The sequence below is a fragment of the Nocardiopsis deserti genome (genome assembly GCF_008638355.1).
In the GTDB taxonomy this organism is placed as follows: Bacteria; Actinomycetota; Actinomycetes; order Streptosporangiales; family Streptosporangiaceae; genus Nocardiopsis; species Nocardiopsis alborubida.
The window spans coordinates 1-20,071 of the sequence record NZ_VWVS01000034.1 but is presented as its reverse complement, the minus strand read 5'-3'; the positions used below and the strand labels follow the sequence as shown (position 1 = coordinate 20,071).

The following is a 20,071-nucleotide window of genomic DNA, read 5'->3' as shown; positions in this document are numbered from 1 at the left end:
GTCACGGAGGTTAGGCGTCATGGCCTGGATCGTTCTGGCTGTCTCGGGGCTCCTGGAGACCGCGTGGGCCACCGCGCTCAGCGCGTCGCAGGGCTTCACCCGCCTGTGGCCGTCGGTGACCTTCGGGGTCACCCTGTTCCTGAGCATGGCCGGGCTGGCCTACGCGCTGCGCACCATCCCGGTGGGGACCGGCTACGCGGTGTGGGTGGCCATCGGTGCCGTCGGCACCGCGCTGGTGGGCATGTTCTTCCTGGGCGAGGGCTTCAGCTGGCCCAAGGCGCTGTGCCTCGTGCTCATCGTCTCGGGCGTCGTGGGGCTCAAGCTCCTGCACTAGTACCGCTGTCGCCCGTGCGTCCGCGACGGCGGATCGCACGGGCGCTCTGTGCGGACGGGAGGCTCAGATCCAGCCGTGCGAGCGGGCGATGTGGACCGCGCTGTGCCGGTTGTTCGCCTCCAGCTTGGTGACGGCCGACGAAAGGTAGTTGCGGACCGTCCCTGGGGCCAGGGAGGCGCGTTGGGCGATCTCGTTCACCGTGGCGCCGTCGGCGGCCAGCGCGAGGATGTCGGCCTCACGTGCGGAAAGAGGCGAGTTGCCCGCCGAGATGGCGTCGGCGGCCAACGACGGGTCGATGTAACGGTCCCCTCCGTGTACGGCGCGGATGGCGTCGGCGAGCTTCGCCGCGGAGATCATCTTGGGGACGAACCCCTTCACCCCCGCTTCCAGGGAGCGCTTGAGGTGGCCGGGCAGCCCGTGGCTGGTGAGGATGAGGGTACGGCAGCCGTTGTTGTGGCGGATGATCGTCTTCGCCGCGGCGATGCCGTCCAGCCCGGGCATCTGCAGGTCCAGAACGGCCACGTCGGGGCCGTGCTCCCGTGCCATCGCGACCGCCTCGTGCCCGGACGCCGCCTGGGCGATGACCTCCAGGTCCGGTTCGAGCACGAGGAGGGCCACCATCGCCTCCCGGATGAGATGTTCGTCCTCGGCCACGAGAACCCTGATCACGATGTCTCCCGACGCTGAGGTACACGAGCGATGAGGTGGTAGGTCCGGTCCGACGCGCGGTAGGCCTTCAGAGTCCCCCCGCGCACGGCGAGCCGCTGGGCGAGTCCGTCGAGCCCCGCCCCCGTGCCCTCACCAGTGGGCCGTTCCGCGTGCGCGCCGTTGTTGACGATGTGCATGGTGGCCTCGCCATCCTCCACTCCCAGAGTGATTGTGCAGTAGGAGGCCCGGGAGTGCCGGATCACGTTGGTGACCCCCTCACGGACCACCCACCCGAACAACGACTGTTCCGCGGTCTCCAGCTCGATCGGCTTCTCATCCCTGATCCGGCAGACGACGCCGGCGGCGGACAGGACGGAACGGGCCCCGTTGAGCTCCGCCACCAGGCTGGTGTCGCGGTAGTCGCGCACCACCGCGCGGATCTCCTTCTGTGATTCCCGTGCCAGGTGTTGCACCTCCTCCAGTTCGGCGCGCACCCGGGGGTCGTCGCTCAGGCGCGTGCCGAGTTCGCTCTTGAGCGCGATCACCGTCATCGTGCGTCCCAGTGTGTCGTGCAGGTCGCGGGCGAACCGGAGCCGTTCCTCGGCGATGGCGAGCCGTGACTCGAGCTGGCGGGCGGCCTCCACCCGCCGTGCCACGTCCACGCTCCAGCCGAACAGACGCACGGTGAGGACGCCGAAGGCCCAGGAGCCCGCCGCCGCGGCCAGGGCCGGCAGCGGATCGGGGTACGCGGCCGAGGCGAGCGCACTCGCCACGGCCAGCGCGACCACGACGGTCCACGGGGCGGACGCCCACACCACGGCCGTGGGCAGCACGGCCAGCGCCACCATGGCATAGGGGGTGAATCCGGTCGACGACGTCTCGGCGGTCAGCACCGCGAGAGCGCCGAGCTCCGCGAACGTGAGCGCCGCTATCCCCACCGAGATCCAGACGTGGCGGGGCAGGGACGGGGTACGGCCGCCCAGCGAACGGGCGGCCACCACCGTGGCCGCGAGAGCCTGTGCCACGTACACGGTCACGGCGGTCCACGCCACGGGAGCGGGCGGGGCCGAGACGCTGGAGACGGCCCAGACGAACACGGCGATCACCGCCCACAGGGGTACGGCCAACGCGTACCGGGTTCCCGCCTCCGTGCGCTGGAGACCGTTCTCGTCGATCGGGCCCATCAGACACGCGACTCCCAGCGGAACCAGCGCTGTGCCGCCACGATGGCGAGGAGGGTCCATCCGAGCAGCAGTCCTGTCCGTTGGAGTGCCTCAGCTAGGGAGAGGGTGTCCAGCCACCCCGCGCGGACCAGGTCGACCATCGGGGTGAACGGCATCCAGTAGCACACCTCCTGTACGGCCTGCGGCATGGCCTCCAGGGGGAAGAAGGCCCCGGAGGTCGTGGGCAGCAGCACCAGCCCCGGGAGGATGACGACCTGGACGCTTTCCGAGTTGCGGGCACCGGCACTGGAGAAGGCGGCCAGCGCCGCGGCGAAGAGCGCTCCCAGCAGGACCGCGACCAAGGGGTAGTGCGGAGCGCTCGGCAGCCCCGCCCCGGTGAGCGGCACGACGATCACGGCGACCAGCAGGAACTGGACGACGGCGATCACGATGGCGGGCAGGGCCGTGCCGATCAGGATGACCAGGTCCGACAGCTCGCCCGTTCGAAGCCGCTTGAGCAGTCGCTCCTCCCGCCGAACGACGTAGGTCGTGGTCAGCGGTACGTACAGGGAGAAGACCAGGATCACGCCCGCCGCGCTGGCGAGCATGACCGGTCCCAGCGACAGGTTCAAAGCGTCCAGGTCGAAACGGGTCATGGAAACGACCAGCACGGCGAGCACCATCGCCGGGATGAAGAGGACGTTGAGAAAGTTGCTTTTGATCCGAAAGAAGAGCGAGGCTTCCGCGCGCCCCAGGGCAGTGAGCTGACTGGTGGTACTCATGAGTTGGGGCTCGCTTCCTCGTCCAGGTCATTGTTCGCGATGTGCAGGAACGCCTCCTCCAATGAGGCGGAGCGCGCGTCGAGTCCGGTCAGGGGTATCCCCCTGTCCCGAGCCCAGGCGAGCACCTCCGTGGCCGTGTGCTGCAACTGGTCCGTGACCAGACGCACCCTGTTGTCCCGAACATGATCGAGTTTCGCGGCCAATTCTTCCAGAGGCGGAAGGTCATCCGCGGTGGAACCGGCGGGCAGGGTGAAAGTGAGTGACGACGGGAAACCGCCGACAATGTCGGGAACGGAGCCCTCGACCGCTATCCGGCCCCGGTGCATGATCGCGATGCGATCGGCGAGGGCTTCGGCCTCCTCCAGGTAGTGCGTGGTCATGACGATGGTGGTGCCCATGTCCTTGAGGCCCCGGATGATGCGCCAGGTCTCGCTACGCCCCTCCGGGTCCATACCCGTCGTGGGCTCGTCCAGGAAAAGCAGAGCCGGTTCGGTGAGCGTGGCCAGAGCGAGGTCCAGTCGCCGTTGTTCGCCTCCGGACAGGTTCTTCACGGCGACCTTCGCCCGGTGCTCCAATCCCACGAGGGCGACGGCGTCCTCCACGGAACGCGCTCGGGAACTGCAGCCGGCCCACAGCCTGACGGTCTCCGCGACGGTGAGTTCCTCGGCGAATCCGCCCTGCTGGAGCATGACCCCGGTATGGGGGCGGACCGAGGACCGGTCCCGCACGGGGTCGTACCGGCCGAACAGGCGGATCTCCCCCCGCGAGGGCTGAGCCAGTCCTTCGAGCAGCTCGATCGTGGAGGTCTTCCCGGCCCCGTTGGTCCCGAGCAGGCCGAAGAGCTCGCCCTTTCCCACGCTGAGCGACACCCCTCGGACGGCGTCGTAGGCCCTGTTTCCCGTCCCGTAGCGACGCCACAGGTTTGTGACTTCTATCACACTGGTTTCGATGGTTGAGTCCATATGGCCATTGTTTGACTCTGGGTGACCTTTCTCCAGTGCTGCTTGCAATGGATTCTTATTGCATGTGTCATAGCGAGTTCGTGACACTTGTCATGTCGGAGTCGTGACAAATTGACCGATATTGATGTGATCTGTGTCACAGCATAAGGAGTACCTCTGTGCTTGAATCACTTCCGCAGTCGCTGCGAAGAAGTCTCCAAAAATCCTGCTGGTGCGATATGGGCCCTGTCAGAACGATCGCACTCGGCGGTAGGGGAAATTGGTTAGAAGGTCTATCTACCCAAAGGAGAACGTGATGAAGGAAATCATCGAGCACTTCGACGCCCTGGAGTTCGACGCCGAGGAGGGCATGGTCGCCTTCGACCAGGCCCCGGTCATGGCCACGGTCGTCACCACCGCGACCACGGCGACCACCTCCATTACCGGTATCTTCGGCTAGTGATTACATGGGGGCCTTCCGGTGGCAAACTCCACCGGAAGGCCCTTCCGGATGCTGTGCTATCCATTCAGCAAAAATTCGGAAGCCGCAGGGCGGGAGCGAACGTGAAAAGACTGGCCAAGATCGTCGGGAGCATCTTCAAACCCATCCCCCTGACCCGGAACCAGGCGATCGGTTTATCCGAGAGAATATCCTCGGCCACCGCACTGGTCGGGTCTCTTGAATACCTCTACCTGCACCGGGAGACGGCGAAGGACGGGTTCTTCGACTGGAACACCGTCCGCGGGCTCTACACCGCGGCGTCCCCGTTGACCCGTCGGTTCCTGGACGGTGTCGGTGAGCCGCGCACCACCTACGCCGTGCACGCCGCACGCGCGCTCGTGAGCGCCGGCATGCTCCTGCCCGGTGACTCCCGGTGGCGAGGGCTGGGCAACGCCTTCCTCGCCGCGAGCGGCACGGCCGTCTTCCTCCGGCACCGCTACGGCACCGACGGAGCCGACGAGGTCTCGGTTCTGGTCCAGACCGGCAACGCGGTCGCGAGGCTCTCCCGTTCCCCCCGCGTGCAGGACGCCGCGATCTGGCATGTGGCCATCCAGTCCAACCTGTCCTACGTCATCGCCGGTTGGTTCAAGCTCCTGGGGCGCCCCTGGGTGGAGGGGACCGCTCTCCAGGAGGTCCTGCGGACGCGAACATACGGGCACGAGGGCGCTCACCGCCTCGCCACAGCCCATCCCCGCCTGGCGAGACCGCTGGTTTACGGCGTCCTGCTGATGGAATGCCTGTTCCCGCTCGTCTACGCCGGGAAGGGCCGCCTCAGCCGGGTCCTCATCATCTCCGCCATCGCCTTCCACGGCGCCAACGGCTACCTCATGGGGCTGGGCAGGTTCCTGACCGCCTTCACCTCCATGCACCCGCACGTCGCCTACACGGCAGCGCCCAGAGAGCTTCCCGAGGTCGCCGACCGCGACGACAGTTCAGTCGTCGCCATGGGCGCGGTGCTCGGCGGCGTGGCCGTAGGGATGCTCCTGTCCACCGCGCAGCGTCGCATGGCGGTGCTGGAGGGGCGCCCCGGGACGCGGTGGACCAGGACCCGGTTCGGCAACACCCTGGCCTACGAGGCCGACGAGGGCGACGGGGTGTCACCCGTCCTGGTCTTCGTCAACGGCCTGGCCTCGATTCCGGAGCAGTTCGGGTGGATCACCCAGACCCTGCGGCAGGAGAGCGGCCTGGGGACCGTGACCTATGCGCGGCCCGGGTACGGAGCCAGCACGCGGGCTCCCCACGCCCGAGTGGACCTGGGCACCGCGTCGGCGGAACTGGCCGAGTTGGTCCGGGCGGTCGTCCCCGCCGACCGCCCTGTCGTCCTCGTCGGCCACTCCCTCGGCGGGGACCTGGCCAGACGGGCCGCTCCCTCGCTGGGAGACCGGCTGATCGGTCTGGTGTACGTCGACGCCTCGCATCCCGCCGAACTCCAGCGGTCGAGACAGCAGAGGGCCTCCGGCGAGCGGATGCACGAGCTGTTCGCCACCCTTGCCTGGTCGAACAGGCTCGGAGCGGGTTCCCTGATGAGCCGTCCGCCGTGGTTGGAGGGTCTGCCGACACCGTTGCGCCGACACGCCTTCGCCCAGTACGCCGACGCTCGTCTGTGGACGGCCGGAGGCGAGGAGTGGGAGGAGGTCAAGGCCGACTACGCGGCCTTCGGGGACGACCTTCCACCCGTGTCGGCACCGGCGTTGGTGCTCTCCGCCCAGAAGACCGTCGACTACGACCCCGAGCAACTCCTCCTGCACCGGGAACTCGGTCTCGCCCACCAGACCACCGGGGCGACCGTTGAGTTCGAGGTCGTGAAGAACGCCGACCACGACACGATCATGACAAATGGCACTCACGGGACCCGGGTGGCCCGCCTCATCATGGACTTCGTGCGGGACGCCATGGCCACGAAGGCTTCAGGGACCCGTCAGGTCCAGAACCAGGGGGAGGCGAAAGCATGACAGCGCGTGCACGTGTCCACAGCACTGTCAAGAACGCCTTCACCGGTCATGGGGCTCTCGCCCGGGTGGGTTTTGCGGTGTTCGTTGCCGCTACCATCACCACCCAGCATCACCACGTGGCGACATACAACCGCGTCAAAGTCTTCGACCGATTCCAAACCCTGCCGACCTGGCGTTTCTTCGCTCCAGAGCCGGGGGTCCACGATTATCTATTCCTCTACCGGACCATCGGTCAGGAGGGGGAGATTTCGTCATGGAACGGGATCGACCTGGCAAGAAAGCGCTCACTGGGGCAGATGTTCTGGTTCCCGTCAAGGCGCGGGGAGAAGGCGTTCTTCGATGTTTCCGTAGAACTCGTCGGTGTGATCGACCGGGGGTTCGACGTGATCTCGTCGACGCCCGCCTACCGGCTTCTCGACAACTATGTGAGGGCTAGGATCCGAGCTGGTGATCCCGAGGTCGACGGCTACCAGATCGCCATGGTCAAAAGCTCCGGATTCGACTCCTCGGAGGCCCCGGAGATGGTGATGCTCACACCCCGAAGGAAATTCACCTAGATTCCGTGGAGGAAACCATGAAGAGCCAGGCCAGAAGCGTCATCGCTGTTGTCGCCGCCGTCGCGGTCGCCGTCGTCCTCGTCGCCCTGGCGCTCACGGAGGTGCTGTCCGTCGCGGCGACCCTGGGACTCGGCGCGGTGCTCTGGGTGGGACTCCTGGTCATCTTCGTGCCGAGGAAGAAGGAAGGATCACGGTGACCAGCAGCATCGACACGGACTACGGCCGGCAGTTCGCCCGTTGGTATGACCGCCTCTTCGATCCGAGTGCCGCGGAGGAGACCGCGAAGGTTCTGGCCGGGTGCCATCCGGCCCCGGACACGGGAGCACTCGAACTCGGGGTCGGCACCGGGCGGGTCGCGCTTCCCCTGGCGCGCATGATCGGTGCGGTCACCGGCGTGGACAGTTCGAGGGACATGCTCGCCGTGCTCGCGGAGGCCAACGCGCGGACCGGCGGCCGGGTCACCGGCGTCCACGCGGACATGCGCACCTACCAGGACACCCGCTCCTATGCTCTGGTCTACGCGGTGTGCGCCACCCTGAACCAGCTGCTCCGTCCGGAGGACCAGCGCGAGGCGGTCCACAGAGCGGCCGGTCTGCTCGCTCCCGGGGGGAAGCTGTTCATCGAGGCGCACCACCGCCCCGCCGTGACGGAGGCGTTGCACATGGGCAGACCTCACGTCACGTTCTTCACTCCCTATCCCGAGCCCGGCACCGGTCTGCAGACGCACTCCGCGATCGCCGGGGACGGCAGGACATGGCAGTGCTCCCAGATCTGGTATGAGAAGGACGGCACCACCAGGGTGGGAACCGAGTACTCCAGGCTGCTCGTCCCCGAGGAGGTGCACACCTGGGCGGAGGAGGCCGGCCTGAGCCTCGACTGCCCGAGGGAGGGGTACGGGGACTGGGCCCTGAACACGGCCACCGAACAGTCCGCGACCTTCATCTGCGTCTACACCAGACCGGCGCCCTGAGCGCCGTAGGAGACATTCGATGGGAAGCGTCGACGCCGTGGTCGTCGGAACCGGCCCGAACGGACTCGCCGCAGCGGTGACACTCGCTCGTGCGGGTCTCAGCGTCGAACTCTACGAACAGCACGACACGATCGGCGGAGGGCTGCGTACCGTCTCCCTCTTCGACACCGGGATCGTCCACGACGTGTGCGCCGCGGTCCACCCCATGGCCGCGGCGTCGCGCTTCTTCAGGGAGTTCGATCTCGGAGCCCGGGGCGTGGAGCTGCTGCGGTCCCCCGTGCCCTACGCCCACCCTCTTCCCGGTGGGCGAGCCGCCCTCGCCGCGACCGACCTGGACGAGACCTGTGCGGGCCTGGGCGAGGACGGGAAGCGCTGGCGCCGCCTCATGGCTCCGCTCGTCGAGCGCAGCGGCGGTGTGGTGGACCTCGTCATCTCCGGGCAGAGGTCCCTGCCCCCGGACGCGCCCGCGGCCCTCCTCCTGGCCCGACGCGCTCTGACGCACGGCCTGGGGGCCGGCCCGTTCGTCACCGAACACGCCAAGGCACTGTTCGCGGGAGTCGCGGGACACGTGATCGGCGCGCTGCCCTCACTCCCGGGCGCGGCCGTGGCGCTGCTGCTCGGTCACCTCGCCCACACCGAGACCAGCTGGCCCCTGCCCAGGGGCGGCAGCGGTGTCATCGCCGACGTGCTCGCCGCCGACGTCGCCTCGCACGGCGGCGTGTTCCACACGGGCCGGAGGATCAAGGACCTCACCGACCTCCCCCCGGCCTCCACGGTGCTGCTCGACGTCTCTCCCAAGGGCTTCCTCGACATCGCCGGTGGTCGACTTCCCGACCGCTACGGCAGGGCGCTGCGGCGTTTCCGCTACGGCCCGGGTGTGGCCAAGGCGGACTTCCTCGTCTCCGAGCCCATTCCCTGGACGGCCCGCGAGGTGGGCGCGGCGGGTACCGTGCACCTGGGGGGCACCCAGGAGGAGATGTTCCGCGCCGAGACCGAGACCGCGCGTGGACGAAGGGTGGAGGAGCCCTTCGTCCTCCTCGTTGACCCCGCCGCCACCGATCCGGGCCGAGCCCTGCCCCGCAAGCGGCCGGTGTGGGCCTACGCCCACGTACCCAACGGGGACACGCGGGATCCCGTGGACATGATCCGTCGCCGCATCGAGACCTATGCTCCTGGTTTCACGGACACCGTCATCGACGCGCGAGGAGTCTCCGCGGCGCGGATGGAGGAGTACAACCCCAACTACGTCGGTGGGGACATCGCGTCCGGGACCATGTCCGTCCGCCAGGCCGTCCTGCGGCCCGTCGCCAGTGTCGACCCCTACCGCACGCCGCTGCCGGGGGTGTACCTGTGCTCGGCCTCCACCCCGCCCGGTCCCGGGGTGCACGGCATGTCGGGCTACCTGGCCGCACTGTCCGCGCTCCGCCACGAACACGGCGTGCGCACTCCTCCGGACCTGTCCCCACGGTGATGGTCTCCCGGACGGGCGGTCTCCCGTCCCTCCGGGAGCGCGTACACGACGGCGAGGGCCGGGCACCGCGCGGTGCCCGGCCCTCGCCGTCGTTACGGGAGCGGCACCGCGCCGCTCAGGGCGACGGGGGCCGAGGGGCGCCGCGGCGGGGGCCGCCCCGACGCCGGTCGAGGTGGACGGCGTGCTCCAGATAGCGTTCGACCAGGGACGCCGCCACGGGGTTGTGGCCTCGGACGCGGAGCAGCCAGTGCGGCGCGATCCTCTCATGGAGCCACAGGAAGCCGATCGTGAACCCCAGGCTCAGCATCGCCTGGAGGGCCAGGAAGGACAGGAGCGGCTCCCCCAGCACGGTGTCGTCGCCGAGCGCCCACGCCACGGCGTAGGAGTCGATCAGCCGGGCGAGGGGGAACCCCACCAGCCAGTACAGCGCCATGGGCGCTACCGCGCCGACCTGGAAGACACCGCGTGCCAGCAGCACGCAGTACCCGGCGCCGAACAGGGCCAGGGGCACCCCCAGTCCGGCCGCGAGGGCGAGGGTGACCCCCGGGGACAGCCCGGCCATCACCGCGACGGCCGTGGCGAACAGGGCGGCCACCAGGCCGATCAGCGCGCCCGGCAGCGTGATCTCCACGTGGTCGAGCAGGGGCCTCCCCTGGGGGAGGGTGTCCTGGGCGCTCATCAGTCGATCACGACCCCGAAGGCGAACAGCGAGTAGAACAGGGCGCCGAGGTAGAACACCGCCGCGAAGGCGATGACGGCGTTGGAGAGGAGGCCCGGCCGGATCGGCTTGGGCAGGGTGATGTTGTTGACCAGCAGCAGCACCACGCAGTAGGCGCCCATCGCGAACGCCGACAGGAAGGCCAGCACGTCCAGGATCGCCGTCGGGCCGTCGGCGGGGCCGAAGAGCAGGATGACGATGCCGAAGACGATCAGGCCCCACAGGAAGAGGGCGTACAGCTTCGACATGCCGATCTTCTTGGCGCCCGGCACGAAGTTGAAGGTCATGTCGGCTTGGCCGCGCGAGAAGGAGTCGAACAGCCCCAGCGTGGCGTTGAGGCCGATGAGCGCGATGAAGCAGAAGAACACCGTGCCCAGGATCGGGCTTCCGGCCGCCGAGAAGGAGGCCGCCATGGCGTCCAGGGCGGCGTCGCGGTCGCCGTCGCGCAGCAGGTCGGTCACGTTCGGGTCGAAGCGGGCCGAGGCCTGGGCCAGCACGGTGAAGGAGATCGTCACCAGCATCGTGATGCCCCAGAACAGGACCATCGCGTCGAAGGTGACCCAGCGCCGCCAGCCCTTCCACTTCTCCATCTCCGCGGCGTCGGAGGTGTCGAACATGAAGCCGCGCGTGGGCATGGTCTCCTGCTCGCCCGCGTGCCGCAGGCCCCGGATCTTGGGGATGTGCGAGCCCATCCCGGCGCCCTTGTCGCGCAGGTGCAGGGTGTACCACATCTGCTGCATGCCGGAGGGTCCGGCGAAGGCGATGGAGCCGACGATCACGGGGAACCAGAGGGCCGTGGTGGCCTCATCCGGGAGGTAGCCGAACGCGAACATCCCGCTGAGGGTGGACGTCAGGTCGGACAGGTCGCCCACGATCGCCGCGATCACGGCGCTGCCGACCACCAGCACGCCGATGCAGATCGACAGCACGTTCTCCAGCAGGTTGTAGATGACCTTCGCCAGTGTGAACACCACACCGACCAGGAGCATCCCGGCGACCGCTGTCACCTGCCATGGGATGCCGGTCACCCGTTCGAAGGCCGAGGCGCCCGCGGAGAGGTGTCCCGGCCAGATGTAGACCATCATCGCCGTGATGAAGAAGAACCACATGAGTGGTTTGAACACGCGCGCGGCGCCGTAGAAGATGCTCTCCCCGGTGGCCATCGCGTAGCGCGACATCTCCAGCATGACCACGGCCTGGAGGGTGACGCCGACCAGGAACAGCCAGCGGATCTCGGGGCCGAAGACGAGGACCAGCCGCGGCCACATGTAGGACTCGCCCATGCCCACGCCGAGGGCGACGAGGAACACGGTGGGGCCCAGGATGTGGATCGAGGGCGGCGCCTTGGGCAGGGGCCGGATGGGCATCGGCTCCAGCCGGCCCGCCTTCCACACGCGCTCCTCGGGCGGAGCGCCGCCGGGGGCGGTCGCGGTGGAGGCGGCCTCGGCCTCGGGGGGAGGGGCCTGCCTCTGGGTGGGGACGAAGGGTGGCTGTGCGTCGGTGGGGGACTGGCGGACCGGTTCGGGCGTGCCGCCGGTCTCGGGGCGTGAGGAATCCATGGCTGGGAACTCCCTGTGGGCTGTGCGGATGCGAGCTGGTTGCTGGCATGGCGCCCCCGGGTGGTGCGGACTCCTCTCTGCCGGACGCACGGGCGAGGTCACCGCGGCGCAGTGGCTGTGTTGCGCGGTGGGGGACCCGGCGGCCGTGTGGCGGCGGCTCCATGGCCGCCGGGTTCAGGGGTGGTGCGCGTTGGTACGGGGCCCGGTCGGGGCCGGAGCACCGACCGGGCACTGGGTCAGAGTAGTCCCGCGGCGCGGGCCCAGCGATACTTCGCGCCGAGAATCTGCACCGGCTTCTCCGTGGTGTAGGGGAAGGCCACGACGCCGTGGTCGAACAGGTACCGCGAGGCCTCCTCGACCTCGGTGTCACCCGAGAGCGAGGCGACCACGGGCTTGTCGATCCCCTTGGCCCTGGCCTCGGCCACCACGTCGGCGACCACCTTCGCGAAGACCATCGGCGGGGTGATGATGGTGTGCCAGTAGCCCAGGATGAGCGAGTGCACCCGCTCGTCCTCCAGGCCCAGGCGGATCGTGGCCTCGTAGGTGGAGGGCGGCTCGCCGCCGGTGATGTCCACCGGGTTCCCGGCGGCGCCGAAGGGCGGGATGAAGGTCCGGAACGAGGCGTCCAGGTCCGGCGGGATCTCGTAGAGGCTCATCCCGTTGTCCACGACCGCGTCGGAGAGCAGCACGCCCGACCCGCCCGCGCCGGTGATGATGACGACGTTCTCGCCCTTGGGGGTGGGCAGGACCGGCAGCGCGCGGCCGAACTCCAGCAGTTCGTTGAGCCCGGGGGCCCGGACCACGCCCGCCTGGCGCAGGATGTCGTCGTAGACCTTGTCGTCGCCCGCCAGCGCGCCGGTGTGCGACCCGGCCGCGCGCGCCCCGGCGGCGGTGCGCCCGGCCTTGAGCACGATGACGGGCTTGTGCGGCACGACCTCGCGGGCGGCCTCGACGAAGGCGCGGCCGTCCTTGAGGTCCTCCAGGTGCATGGCGATGGCGTTGGTGTTCTCGTCCTGGCCGAAGAAGGTGAGCAGGTCGTCCTCGTCGATGTCGGCCTTGTTGCCGACGCCGACGATGGCCGAGACGCCGGTGCTCGTGCTGCGGCTGTAGCCGAGGATGGCCATGCCGATCCCGCCCGACTGCGAGGTCAGGGCGGTGCCGCCGCTGACGTCGTAGGGGGTGCAGAACGTCGCCGACAGCTTCTCGGGCGTGTAGTAGTAGCCGTAGATGTTGGGTCCGAGCAGGCGTACGCCGTGCCTGCGGGCGACGGCGAGCACCTCGTCCTGGAGCTCCTGCTCGCCGGTCTCGGCGAACCCGGAGGGGATGAGGACCGCCGCGGCGGCCCCCTTGGCGCCGACCTCCTCCAGCGCGCCCGCCACGAACTTCGCGGGGATCGCGAAGACCGCCACGTCGACCTCGCCGGGGATGTCGAGGATGCTCGCGTAGGCCGTGCGGCCGTACACCTCGGGGGACTTGGGGTTGACCGGGTACACCTCGCCCGCGTACCCGCCGTCGACGATGTTCTTGATGACGGAGTGGCCGATCTTGCCGGGCTCGTTCGAGGCACCGACGATCGCGATCGACCGCGGCTTGAAGACCCGGTTCATCGCGGCGAGGATCTCGTCGCGCTCGAACCGCACGGGCGGCTCGGCGGGTGCGAAGTCCAGGACGAAGCGCAGGTCGGCGGCCACGGCGGAGGCCGGTCCGGCGAAGACCGGGTTGAGGTCGGCCTCGGCGATCTCGGGGAAGTCGGTGACCAGGTCCGACAGCCTGCTGACCACGTCGGCCAGCCGCTCCCGGTCCACGGCGGGGCGGCCGCGCACGCCGCGCAGGATCTCGGCCGCGCGGATGTCGTCGATCTGGGTCAGCGCCTCCCCGCGGGAGACCGGGGCCATCCGGAAGGTGACGTCGCGCAGGACCTCGACCAGGACGCCGCCCAGGCCGAAGACCACGATCTTGCCGAAGGTGGGGTCGGTGGTCGCGCCGACGAGGACCTCGACCTCCGGCCCGCCGCCGACCTGCTGCTGGATCTGGACGCCGTCGACGCGCGCGCCGGGGGTGTGGGCCAGGGCGTTGGCGGTGATGCGGCGGTAGGCCTCGGCGACCTTCTCGGCGCTGTCCAGGCCGACCTCGACGCCGCCCGCGTCGGTCTTGTGCAGGATGTCGGGGGAGACGATCTTGGCGACGACCGGCAGGCCGAGCTCGCCGGCCAGCTCGGCGGCCTCCTCGGCGGAGTGCGCCAGCGCCTCGCCCGGGACGGGGATGCCGTAGGCGTCGGCGAGGACGCGGCCCTCGGGGGCGGTGAGGGCGGTCCGGCCCTCGGCCCTGGCGCGGTCGAGTACCTCGCGGACCGCTGCGCGGTCGTGGTCGGGGCGGTCGGGGGTGTAGGCGGCCATGTGTTCAGATCACTCCGTTCGATGCGAGTTCGGCCAGGTCCTCGTCGGACAGCCCCAGTTCGCCGCCGTAGACGTCGGCGTTGTGCTCCCCGAGCAGCGGGGAGCGGACGACGTCCACCGGTGAGTCCGAGAGCCGGATCGGCGAGGACACCGTGTCGTAGGAGCCCCGCTCGGGGTGCTCGACGGTGGTGACGACCCCGTTGGCCCGCAGGGTGGGGTCGTCGATGATCTCGCGGGTGGACATGATCGGCCCGCAGGGGATGTTGTGCGCGTTCAGCGCGGCCAGCACGTCCCACTTGGGGATCTGGACAGCCCACTCCTCGATGAGGGCGAACACCTTGTCGAGCTTGTCCAACCGGGACTCGGGGGTGGCCCACTCGGGGTCCTCGGCCAGTTCGGGGCGGCCGATGAGCCGGGTGATCGGCTCCCAGCCGGCGGGCTGGACGATGACGTACACGTAGTCGTTGGGGCCGCCGGGGGAGGTGCGCACGGCCCAGCCGGGCTGGCCGCCGCCGGAGGCGTTGCCGGAACGCGGGACCTCGTCGCCGAAGTCCTCGTTGGGGTACTCCGCCAGCGGTCCGTGCGCCAGGCGCTGCTGGTCGCGCAGCTTGACCCGGCACAGGTTGAGCACCGCGTCCTGCATGGCGACCTGGACGCGCTGGCCCCGGCCGGTGCTGGTGCGCTGGTACAGCGCGGCGAGAATACCGGCTACTGTATGCATCCCCGTACCCGAGTCACCGATCTGGGCGCCCGTCGCCAGCGGCGGTCCCTCCTCGAACCCGGTGGTGCTCATGGAGCCGCCCATCGCCTGGGCGATCACCTCGTAGGCCTTGAAGTCGGCGTAGGCACCGGGGCCGAACCCCTTGATGGAGGCGTAGACCAGCCGCGGGTTGACCTCGGCGAGCACCTCCCAGGTGAAGCCCATGCGGTCCAGCGCGCCGGGGGCGAAGTTCTCCACCAACACGTCGCTGCGGCGCACCAGGTCCAGGAAGATCTCCTTGCCCCGGGGGTTCTTGGTGTTGAGGGTGACGCTCCGCTTGTTGGAGTTGAGCATCGTGAAGTAGAGGCTGTCCACACCGGGCTTGTCCCGGAGCTGGCGCCGGGTGATGTCACCCGTGACCGCCTCCACCTTGACCACGTCGGCGCCCATCCAGGCGAGTATCTGCGTCGCCGACGGGCCCGACTGGACGTGGGTCATGTCCAGGACGCGGACCCCGTCGAGTGCCTTGCCCATGACTCTCCCCTTCCTGATCCGGGCTACTTGTACATGGTCTGGTTCATCGTCCCCGGGGCGTAGACCTCGGGGTCGATCCAGACGTTGACGAGCGAGGGCTTGCCGGACTCGCGGGCGCGGCGCAGCGCCGGGGCGATGTCCGCCGGGTCCCGAACCTCCTCGCCGTGGCCGCCCAGCATCCGGGCGAACTCGGCGTAGTTGACGTCGCCCAGGGTGTTGCCGATCTCGCCCCGCTCCGCGCCGTACTTGGCGATCTGGCCGTAGCGGATCTGGTTCATCGAGGAGTTGTTGCCCACGATGCCGACGAAGGGCAGGTCGAACCGGACCAGGGTCTCGAAGTCCCAGCCGGTCAGGCTGAACGCGCCGTCGCCGAAGAGGGCCACCACCTCCTTGTCCGGCCGGGCGTACTTGGCCGCCATCACGAACGGGATGCCCACGCCCAGGGTGCCGAGCGGGCCCGGGTCCATCCAGTGCCCGGGAGAGCGGGGCTGGACCACCTGGCCGGAGAAGGTGACGACGTCGCCGCCGTCGCCGACGTAGATGGAGTCCTCGGTGAGGAACTGGTTGATCTCGCTGACCAGCCGGTAGGGGTGGATGGGCGTGGAGTCGGAGGTGAGCAGGTGCGCGCGCTTGTCCAGCGCGGCCTGCTCCTGGTTGCGCAGATCCTCCATCCAGGTCTTGCGGCTCTGGGCGCCGTTGTCCCCGTAGCCCGAGGTCGCCTGGAGCACCGAGGACAGGATCACGTCGGCGTCCCCGACCATCCCCAGGTCCACGTCGCGGTTCTTGCCGACGGTGGCGTAGTTGAGGTCGATCTGCACCACCGTGGCGTTGGGCGAGAGGCGCTTGCCGTAGCCCATCCGGAAGTCGAAGGGGGTGCCGACGATGATGATCAGGTCGGAGTTGGTGAAGGCGTAGCGCCGGGAGAGCTGGAAGTGGTGCGGGTCGCCGGGCGGCAGGGTGCCCCGGCCCGCGCCGTTCATGTAGGCGGGGATGTTGAGCGCGCGCACCAGGTCGGTGGCGGACTGCGTGGCCCGGGTGGTCCACACCTGGTTGCCGAGCAGGATGCTGGGCCGCTCGGAGCGCACGATCAGGTCGGCGAGCCGCTCGATCGCGGCGGGGTCGCCCGCCTGCCGGGTGGAGGCGCGGTAGCGGCCCTTGGCGGGGATGCGCGCCCGCTCCACGGGAACCTCGGCGTCCAGGACGTCCCGGGGGATCTCCAGGAAGGCCGGGCCGGGGGCGCCGCTGTTGGCCTCGCGGAAGGCCATCGAGACCAGGTCGGCCACCCGCTCGGTGTGCGGCACGGTGGCGGCGAACTTGGAGATCGGGTTGATCATGTCCACGTGCGGGAGGTCCTGGAGCGAGCCCATCTTGTGCTGGCTCAGGGCGCCCTGGCCGCCGATGACCAGCATCGGGCTCTCCGCGCGGTAGGCGTTGGCGATGCCGGTGACCGCGTCGGTGGTCCCCGGTCCGGCGGTCACGACGGCGCATCCGGGCTTGCCGGTGATGCGGGCGTAGCCGTCGGCGGCGTGCGCGGCGACCTGCTCGTGTCGCACGTCGACCACGTCGATGCCCTCGTCGGCGCATCCGTCGTAGATGTCGATGATGTGTCCGCCGCAGAGCGTGAAGATGACGTCGATCCCCTCGGCCTTGAGGGCCTTGGCGACCAGGTGGCCGCCGGAGATCGTGGTCTTCTCGCTGCTGGTGGACTCGCTGGTTGCCTTGTCGGCCATCGGTACGCCGACCCCTTTCGTGCGGGTGTGCAGTGTGCGGGTGTGCGGGTGTGCGGGTGTGCGGGTGTGCGGGATGGGTCCTTCGGTGGCTTCTGTGGTGCGGTCGTGTTCTGTAGGCGGGATACTGTATACCGTGTGCATCACATTGGAGCACGGTGCCGCGTCGCTGTCCAGACCCCGTGTGGGGCGGGTGTGGTCCGGACCGGAAGCGGACGCCTGAGCAGGGCCGCCAGGACGGCCGCCGCGGCGCAGAGCGCGCCGGACGCGGCCAGGCCCGCGGGCCACGCGGAGGCCGGTGCCAGGGCCAGGAACAGCGCGGCCCCGCCCACCCCGAGCAGGCCGCCGACCGCCTTGGAGCTGTAGACCAGGCCGTGGATGTCGGCGGTCCACCGCGGCCCGAAGTGACCCTCGGTGATCGCCCGGGTCAACGGGTAGCAGGAGCCGGTGCACGCACCCGCCGCCAGCGCGAGGAGCACCAGCGCGGCGGTCTGCCCGGTCGGGACGGCGACGGCCAGGCCCGCCTGGGCGAGCGCCCCGGCGCCCAGCAGGGCGGTGAGGGTGCGCCTGCGGCCGGTCCGCTCGGCGGTGGTACCCGCGGCCAGCCGTCCCAGGCCGCTGCCCGCGGCGAAGGCCGTCACGGTCAGGGCGACCGCGGCGCCCGGGTGGCCGCCGCTCGCCAGGAGGACGGGCAGCGCCGCAAGGGTGAACAGCCCGCTCGCCCCGGACAGCGCGACCACCGCGTGCAGGAGCGGCAGGGAGCGGCCGGAGGACCACGCCTGGGCCGGGGTGAGGTCGCGCGCCCACGGGGGGTCGGCGCCCGCCAGCAGCGCGCTCGCGCGCGGGTCGGAGCCGGGCGGCCACCACCGGGGCGGGGCCGGCCGCTGCCCCGCGCCGCCCACCAGTCCCAGGGCCGCGACCAGCAGGGCGAGCGCCCCGCAGGCCACGGGCAGGGCGGAGGGGGGCGCGCCGACCGCGACGGCGGGCAGGAGGGGCACCCAGCCCAGGGCGAAGGCACCGCCCACGGCCCCCGAGCGCACGGTGCGCCGGTCCGGGAACCAGCCGTCCACCAGGTGCGTGCAGGAGTGGTAGACCAGCCCCGCGCCCAGGCCGCCCAGAAGGCCGTAGCCCAGGACGGCGGCGGGGAGCGCGGGGAAGGTGCCGAGCGTGACCAGGGCGGCGGCGCACAGCAGCGCGCCCGCCTGGACGGCCGGTCCGGCCCGCACCGCTCCCCGGCTCCGGAGCCGGTGCAGCGCCGGTGCGCAGGCGCCCTGCACCAGGGTCCACACCAGGAACGGGACCAGCGCCTGGGCGGGGGACCAGCCGTGCGCGGCCACCAGCGAGGGGACCGCGGCGCCGTAGCCGAACTGGAGCCCGCCGACCGCCGCCGCGGCGGTCAGCGCGCGGAGCAGGATCACGCGGCGGGACCGGCCGGTGAGCGCGCGGGCCGAGGGGCCCACGATGTAGCTCCTGCCGCGCCAGTCGCGCACCTCCTCGGGGAGGGGGTGGGCGGAGGAACGGGTGGAGGGATGAGTGGAGGGGAGCGGATCGGGGGCCTGGCGGCGGCTGCGCATGACGACACCTCCTTGTATGCAGTATGCAAAGGGCACGCCGATCTGAAAAGGGGTGACCGGGAACACATTTCTGCCCCAGGGGCTATTGCATACTGCATACAGTATGGCGTAACACTGGAGGTGACCGAGAACCACGCAGTGAGGAGGCCCGGTGGATCTGCACGAGTACGAGGCCAAACAGCTCTTCGGCGAGTACGGCGTCCCCCTCGTCGAGGGCGAGATCGCGGACACCCCCGAACAGGCCCAGCTGGCGGCCGGACGGATCGGCCACCGGGTGGTCGTCAAGGCGCAGGTCAAGACCGGTGGTCGCGGCAAGGCCGGCGGCGTCAAGGTCGCCGAGGGCCCCGAGGACGCCCGGGCCAGGGCCGAGCAGATCCTCGGCATGGACATCAAGGGCCACACGGTCCGCCGCGTCCTGATCGAGGAGGCCTCCGACATCGCGGAGGAGTACTACTTCTCCTTCCTGCTGGACCGCGCGAACCGCACCTTCCTGTCCATCTGCTCCGCCGAGGGCGGCATGGACATCGAGGAGGTCGCCCGGACACGGCCCGAGGCGGTCGTGCGCACCCCGGTCGGCCCCGAGGGGGTGGACCACGGGGCCGCCCTCGCGATCTGCCGCGAGGCGGGGCTGCCCGAGGAGGTGCGCGACTGCGCGGCCCAGGTGATCACCCGGCTCTGGGAGGTCGCCGTCGGGGAGGACGCCACCCTCGTGGAGGTCAACCCCCTGGTCCGCACGGCCGACGGGCGGATCATCGCCCTGGACGGCAAGGTCACCCTGGACGGGAACGCCGCCTTCCGCCACCCCGAGCGGACCCCGTTCACCGACGGCGCCGACACCGACGAGCGCGAGCGCCTGGCCAGGGAGCGGGGCCTGAACTACGTCAGGCTCGACGGCGAGGTCGGCATCATCGGCAACGGCGCGGGCCTGGTCATGTCCACCCTGGACGTGGTCGCCCACGCGGGCGGGGCGCACGGCGGGGTGCGCCCCGCCAACTTCCTGGACATCGGAGGCGGCGCCTCGGCCGAGGTCATGGCCAACGGCCTGGAGATCATCCTGGGCGACCCCTCGGTCAGGAGCGTCCTGGTCAACGTCTTCGGCGGCATCACCGCCTGCGACGCGGTGGCCGACGGCATCGTCCAGGCCCTGGACATGCTGGAGGGTCGCAGCGGCGACGAGGGCTTCGACCAGCTCGGCAAGCCGCTGGTCGTCCGTCTGGACGGCAACAACGCCGAGCTGGGCCGCGCGATCCTCACCAGGCGCGCCCACCCGGCCGTGCAGCAGGTGGACACCATGGACGGCGCCGCCGCCAGGGCCGCCGAGCTCGCGGCAGCGAACTGACAGCGGCGGGACACCCTCGACGGGAGTGACGAACACACATGGCCATCTTCGTGAACAGCGACAGCAGAATCCTGGTGCAGGGCATGACGGGCTCTGAGGGCACCAAGCACACCCGGCGCATGCTCGCCTCGGGCACCAACATCGTGGGCGGGGTCAACCCCCGCAAGGCCGGTCAGAAAGCCGACTTCGACGGCACCGAGGTCC

The 20,071-nt window shown here is 70.1% G+C and carries 18 protein-coding genes and 1 pseudogene; 9 read left to right on the top strand and 10 right to left on the bottom strand.

Annotated features, from left to right (window positions below; genetic code table 11):
- The first annotated feature begins 19 nt into the window (after positions 1 to 19).
- Positions 20 to 334, top strand: a complete 315-nt coding sequence (locus FYW99_RS30715; protein WP_150255952.1) for a DMT family transporter — start codon at positions 20 to 22, stop codon at positions 332 to 334.
- Positions 335 to 397: 63 nt separating this feature from the next.
- Here the strand turns inward: FYW99_RS30715 and FYW99_RS30710 are convergent, their stop codons facing one another.
- The 4 genes from FYW99_RS30710 to FYW99_RS30695 are packed head-to-tail and all read right to left on the bottom strand — an operon-like array spanning position 398 to position 3,865.
- Positions 398 to 1,003 carry a response regulator transcription factor gene (locus FYW99_RS30710; RefSeq protein WP_150255950.1) on the bottom strand — a complete coding sequence of 202 codons (606 nt, stop codon included), beginning with the start codon at positions 1,001 to 1,003 and terminating at the stop codon, positions 398 to 400.
- Positions 1,000 to 2,166, bottom strand: coding sequence for a histidine kinase (locus FYW99_RS30705; protein ID WP_190394886.1), 1,167 nt, complete (start codon positions 2,164 to 2,166; stop codon positions 1,000 to 1,002). The genes FYW99_RS30710 and FYW99_RS30705 overlap by 4 nt, the downstream gene beginning before the upstream one ends.
- Positions 2,166 to 2,927, bottom strand: coding sequence for an ABC transporter permease (locus FYW99_RS30700; RefSeq protein WP_150255946.1), 762 nt, complete (start codon positions 2,925 to 2,927; stop codon positions 2,166 to 2,168). The genes FYW99_RS30705 and FYW99_RS30700 overlap by 1 nt, the downstream gene beginning before the upstream one ends.
- Positions 2,924 to 3,865, bottom strand: a complete 942-nt coding sequence (locus FYW99_RS30695; RefSeq protein ID WP_223839833.1) for an ABC transporter ATP-binding protein — start codon at positions 3,863 to 3,865, stop codon at positions 2,924 to 2,926. The genes FYW99_RS30700 and FYW99_RS30695 overlap by 4 nt, the downstream gene beginning before the upstream one ends.
- A gap of 319 nt (positions 3,866 to 4,184) precedes the next feature.
- On the opposite strand from FYW99_RS30695, the gene FYW99_RS32045 reads away from it, so the two are divergent.
- The 6 genes from FYW99_RS32045 to FYW99_RS30670 all read left to right on the top strand — a co-directional run bounded on the left by FYW99_RS32045 (position 4,185) and on the right by FYW99_RS30670 (position 9,320).
- Entirely contained in the window at positions 4,185 to 4,328 is a 144-nt protein-coding gene (locus FYW99_RS32045; RefSeq protein ID WP_190394885.1) for a hypothetical protein, read from the top strand.
- Between the two features lie 104 nt (positions 4,329 to 4,432).
- Complete coding sequence (locus FYW99_RS30690) at positions 4,433 to 6,322, top strand: alpha/beta fold hydrolase (RefSeq protein ID WP_150255942.1); 1,890 nt, start codon at positions 4,433 to 4,435, stop codon at positions 6,320 to 6,322.
- Positions 6,319 to 6,879 (top strand): hypothetical protein, encoded by a 561-nt coding sequence (locus FYW99_RS30685; protein ID WP_150255939.1) that lies wholly within the window; start codon positions 6,319 to 6,321, stop codon positions 6,877 to 6,879. Before FYW99_RS30690 ends, FYW99_RS30685 begins: the two co-directional genes overlap by 4 nt.
- A 17-nt stretch (positions 6,880 to 6,896) precedes the next feature.
- Positions 6,897 to 7,076 (top strand): hypothetical protein, encoded by a 180-nt coding sequence (locus FYW99_RS30680; protein WP_150255937.1) that lies wholly within the window; start codon positions 6,897 to 6,899, stop codon positions 7,074 to 7,076.
- A complete protein-coding gene (locus FYW99_RS30675) occupies positions 7,073 to 7,849 on the top strand; it encodes a class I SAM-dependent methyltransferase (protein WP_190394884.1) in 777 nt (258 codons plus the stop codon). The genes FYW99_RS30680 and FYW99_RS30675 overlap by 4 nt, the downstream gene beginning before the upstream one ends.
- Positions 7,850 to 7,868: 19 nt before the next feature.
- A complete protein-coding gene (locus FYW99_RS30670; protein ID WP_150255933.1) occupies positions 7,869 to 9,320 on the top strand; it encodes a phytoene desaturase family protein in 1,452 nt (483 codons plus the stop codon).
- Positions 9,321 to 9,435: 115 nt separating this feature from the next.
- On the opposite strand, the gene FYW99_RS30665 is transcribed toward FYW99_RS30670, so the two are convergent.
- The 6 genes from FYW99_RS30665 to FYW99_RS30640 form a co-directional block, all read right to left on the bottom strand.
- On the bottom strand, positions 9,436 to 9,999 hold the full coding sequence (locus FYW99_RS30665; RefSeq protein ID WP_150255931.1) for a hypothetical protein: 564 nt from the start codon (positions 9,997 to 9,999) through the stop codon (positions 9,436 to 9,438).
- Entirely contained in the window at positions 9,999 to 11,597 is a 1,599-nt protein-coding gene (locus FYW99_RS30660) for an Nramp family divalent metal transporter (RefSeq protein WP_150255929.1), read from the bottom strand. The genes FYW99_RS30665 and FYW99_RS30660 overlap by 1 nt, the downstream gene beginning before the upstream one ends.
- 236 nt (positions 11,598 to 11,833) lie before the next feature.
- Entirely contained in the window at positions 11,834 to 13,993 is a 2,160-nt protein-coding gene (locus tag FYW99_RS30655) for an acetate--CoA ligase family protein (RefSeq protein ID WP_150255927.1), read from the bottom strand.
- Between the two features lie 4 nt (positions 13,994 to 13,997).
- Entirely contained in the window at positions 13,998 to 15,227 is a 1,230-nt protein-coding gene (frc, locus tag FYW99_RS30650; RefSeq protein WP_150255925.1) for a formyl-CoA transferase, read from the bottom strand.
- Positions 15,228 to 15,250: 23 nt separating this feature from the next.
- Positions 15,251 to 16,957 (bottom strand): thiamine pyrophosphate-binding protein, encoded by a 1,707-nt coding sequence (locus FYW99_RS30645; protein ID WP_150255923.1) that lies wholly within the window; start codon positions 16,955 to 16,957, stop codon positions 15,251 to 15,253.
- A gap of 140 nt (positions 16,958 to 17,097) precedes the next feature.
- Positions 17,098 to 18,528, bottom strand: coding sequence for an MFS transporter (locus tag FYW99_RS30640; protein WP_150255921.1), 1,431 nt, complete (start codon positions 18,526 to 18,528; stop codon positions 17,098 to 17,100).
- 151 nt (positions 18,529 to 18,679) lie between these two features.
- On the opposite strand from FYW99_RS30640, the gene sucC reads away from it, so the two are divergent.
- Positions 18,680 to 19,867: an ADP-forming succinate--CoA ligase subunit beta gene (sucC, locus tag FYW99_RS30635; RefSeq protein ID WP_150255918.1), complete on the top strand. Its 1,188-nt coding sequence runs from the start codon at positions 18,680 to 18,682 to the stop codon at positions 19,865 to 19,867.
- Positions 19,868 to 19,905: 38 nt separating this feature from the next.
- Positions 19,906 to 20,071, top strand: a pseudogene (locus FYW99_RS30630) (succinate--CoA ligase subunit alpha); the annotation flags it as partial.

Bases quoted from the DNA above. Each gene is read 5' to 3' on its own strand.
- FYW99_RS30715 (WP_150255952.1), top strand. From the start codon at position 20: ATGGCCTGGATCGTTCTGGCTGTCTCGGGGCTCCTGGAGACCGCGTGG.
- FYW99_RS30705 (WP_190394886.1), bottom strand. From the start codon at position 2,166: ATGGGCCCGATCGACGAGAACGGTCTCCAGCGCACGGAGGCGGGAACC.
- FYW99_RS30700 (WP_150255946.1), bottom strand. From the start codon at position 2,927: ATGAGTACCACCAGTCAGCTCACTGCCCTGGGGCGCGCGGAAGCCTCG.
- FYW99_RS32045 (WP_190394885.1), top strand. From the start codon at position 4,185: ATGAAGGAAATCATCGAGCACTTCGACGCCCTGGAGTTCGACGCCGAG.
- FYW99_RS30685 (WP_150255939.1), top strand. From the start codon at position 6,319: ATGACAGCGCGTGCACGTGTCCACAGCACTGTCAAGAACGCCTTCACC.
- FYW99_RS30680 (WP_150255937.1), top strand. From the start codon at position 6,897: ATGAAGAGCCAGGCCAGAAGCGTCATCGCTGTTGTCGCCGCCGTCGCG.
- FYW99_RS30670 (WP_150255933.1), top strand. From the start codon at position 7,869: ATGGGAAGCGTCGACGCCGTGGTCGTCGGAACCGGCCCGAACGGACTC.
- FYW99_RS30665 (WP_150255931.1), bottom strand. From the start codon at position 9,999: ATGAGCGCCCAGGACACCCTCCCCCAGGGGAGGCCCCTGCTCGACCAC.
- FYW99_RS30660 (WP_150255929.1), bottom strand. From the start codon at position 11,597: ATGGATTCCTCACGCCCCGAGACCGGCGGCACGCCCGAACCGGTCCGC.
- FYW99_RS30655 (WP_150255927.1), bottom strand. From the start codon at position 13,993: ATGGCCGCCTACACCCCCGACCGCCCCGACCACGACCGCGCAGCGGTC.
- frc (WP_150255925.1), bottom strand. From the start codon at position 15,227: ATGGGCAAGGCACTCGACGGGGTCCGCGTCCTGGACATGACCCACGTC.
- FYW99_RS30645 (WP_150255923.1), bottom strand. From the start codon at position 16,957: ATGGCCGACAAGGCAACCAGCGAGTCCACCAGCAGCGAGAAGACCACG.
- FYW99_RS30640 (WP_150255921.1), bottom strand. From the start codon at position 18,528: ATGCGCAGCCGCCGCCAGGCCCCCGATCCGCTCCCCTCCACTCATCCC.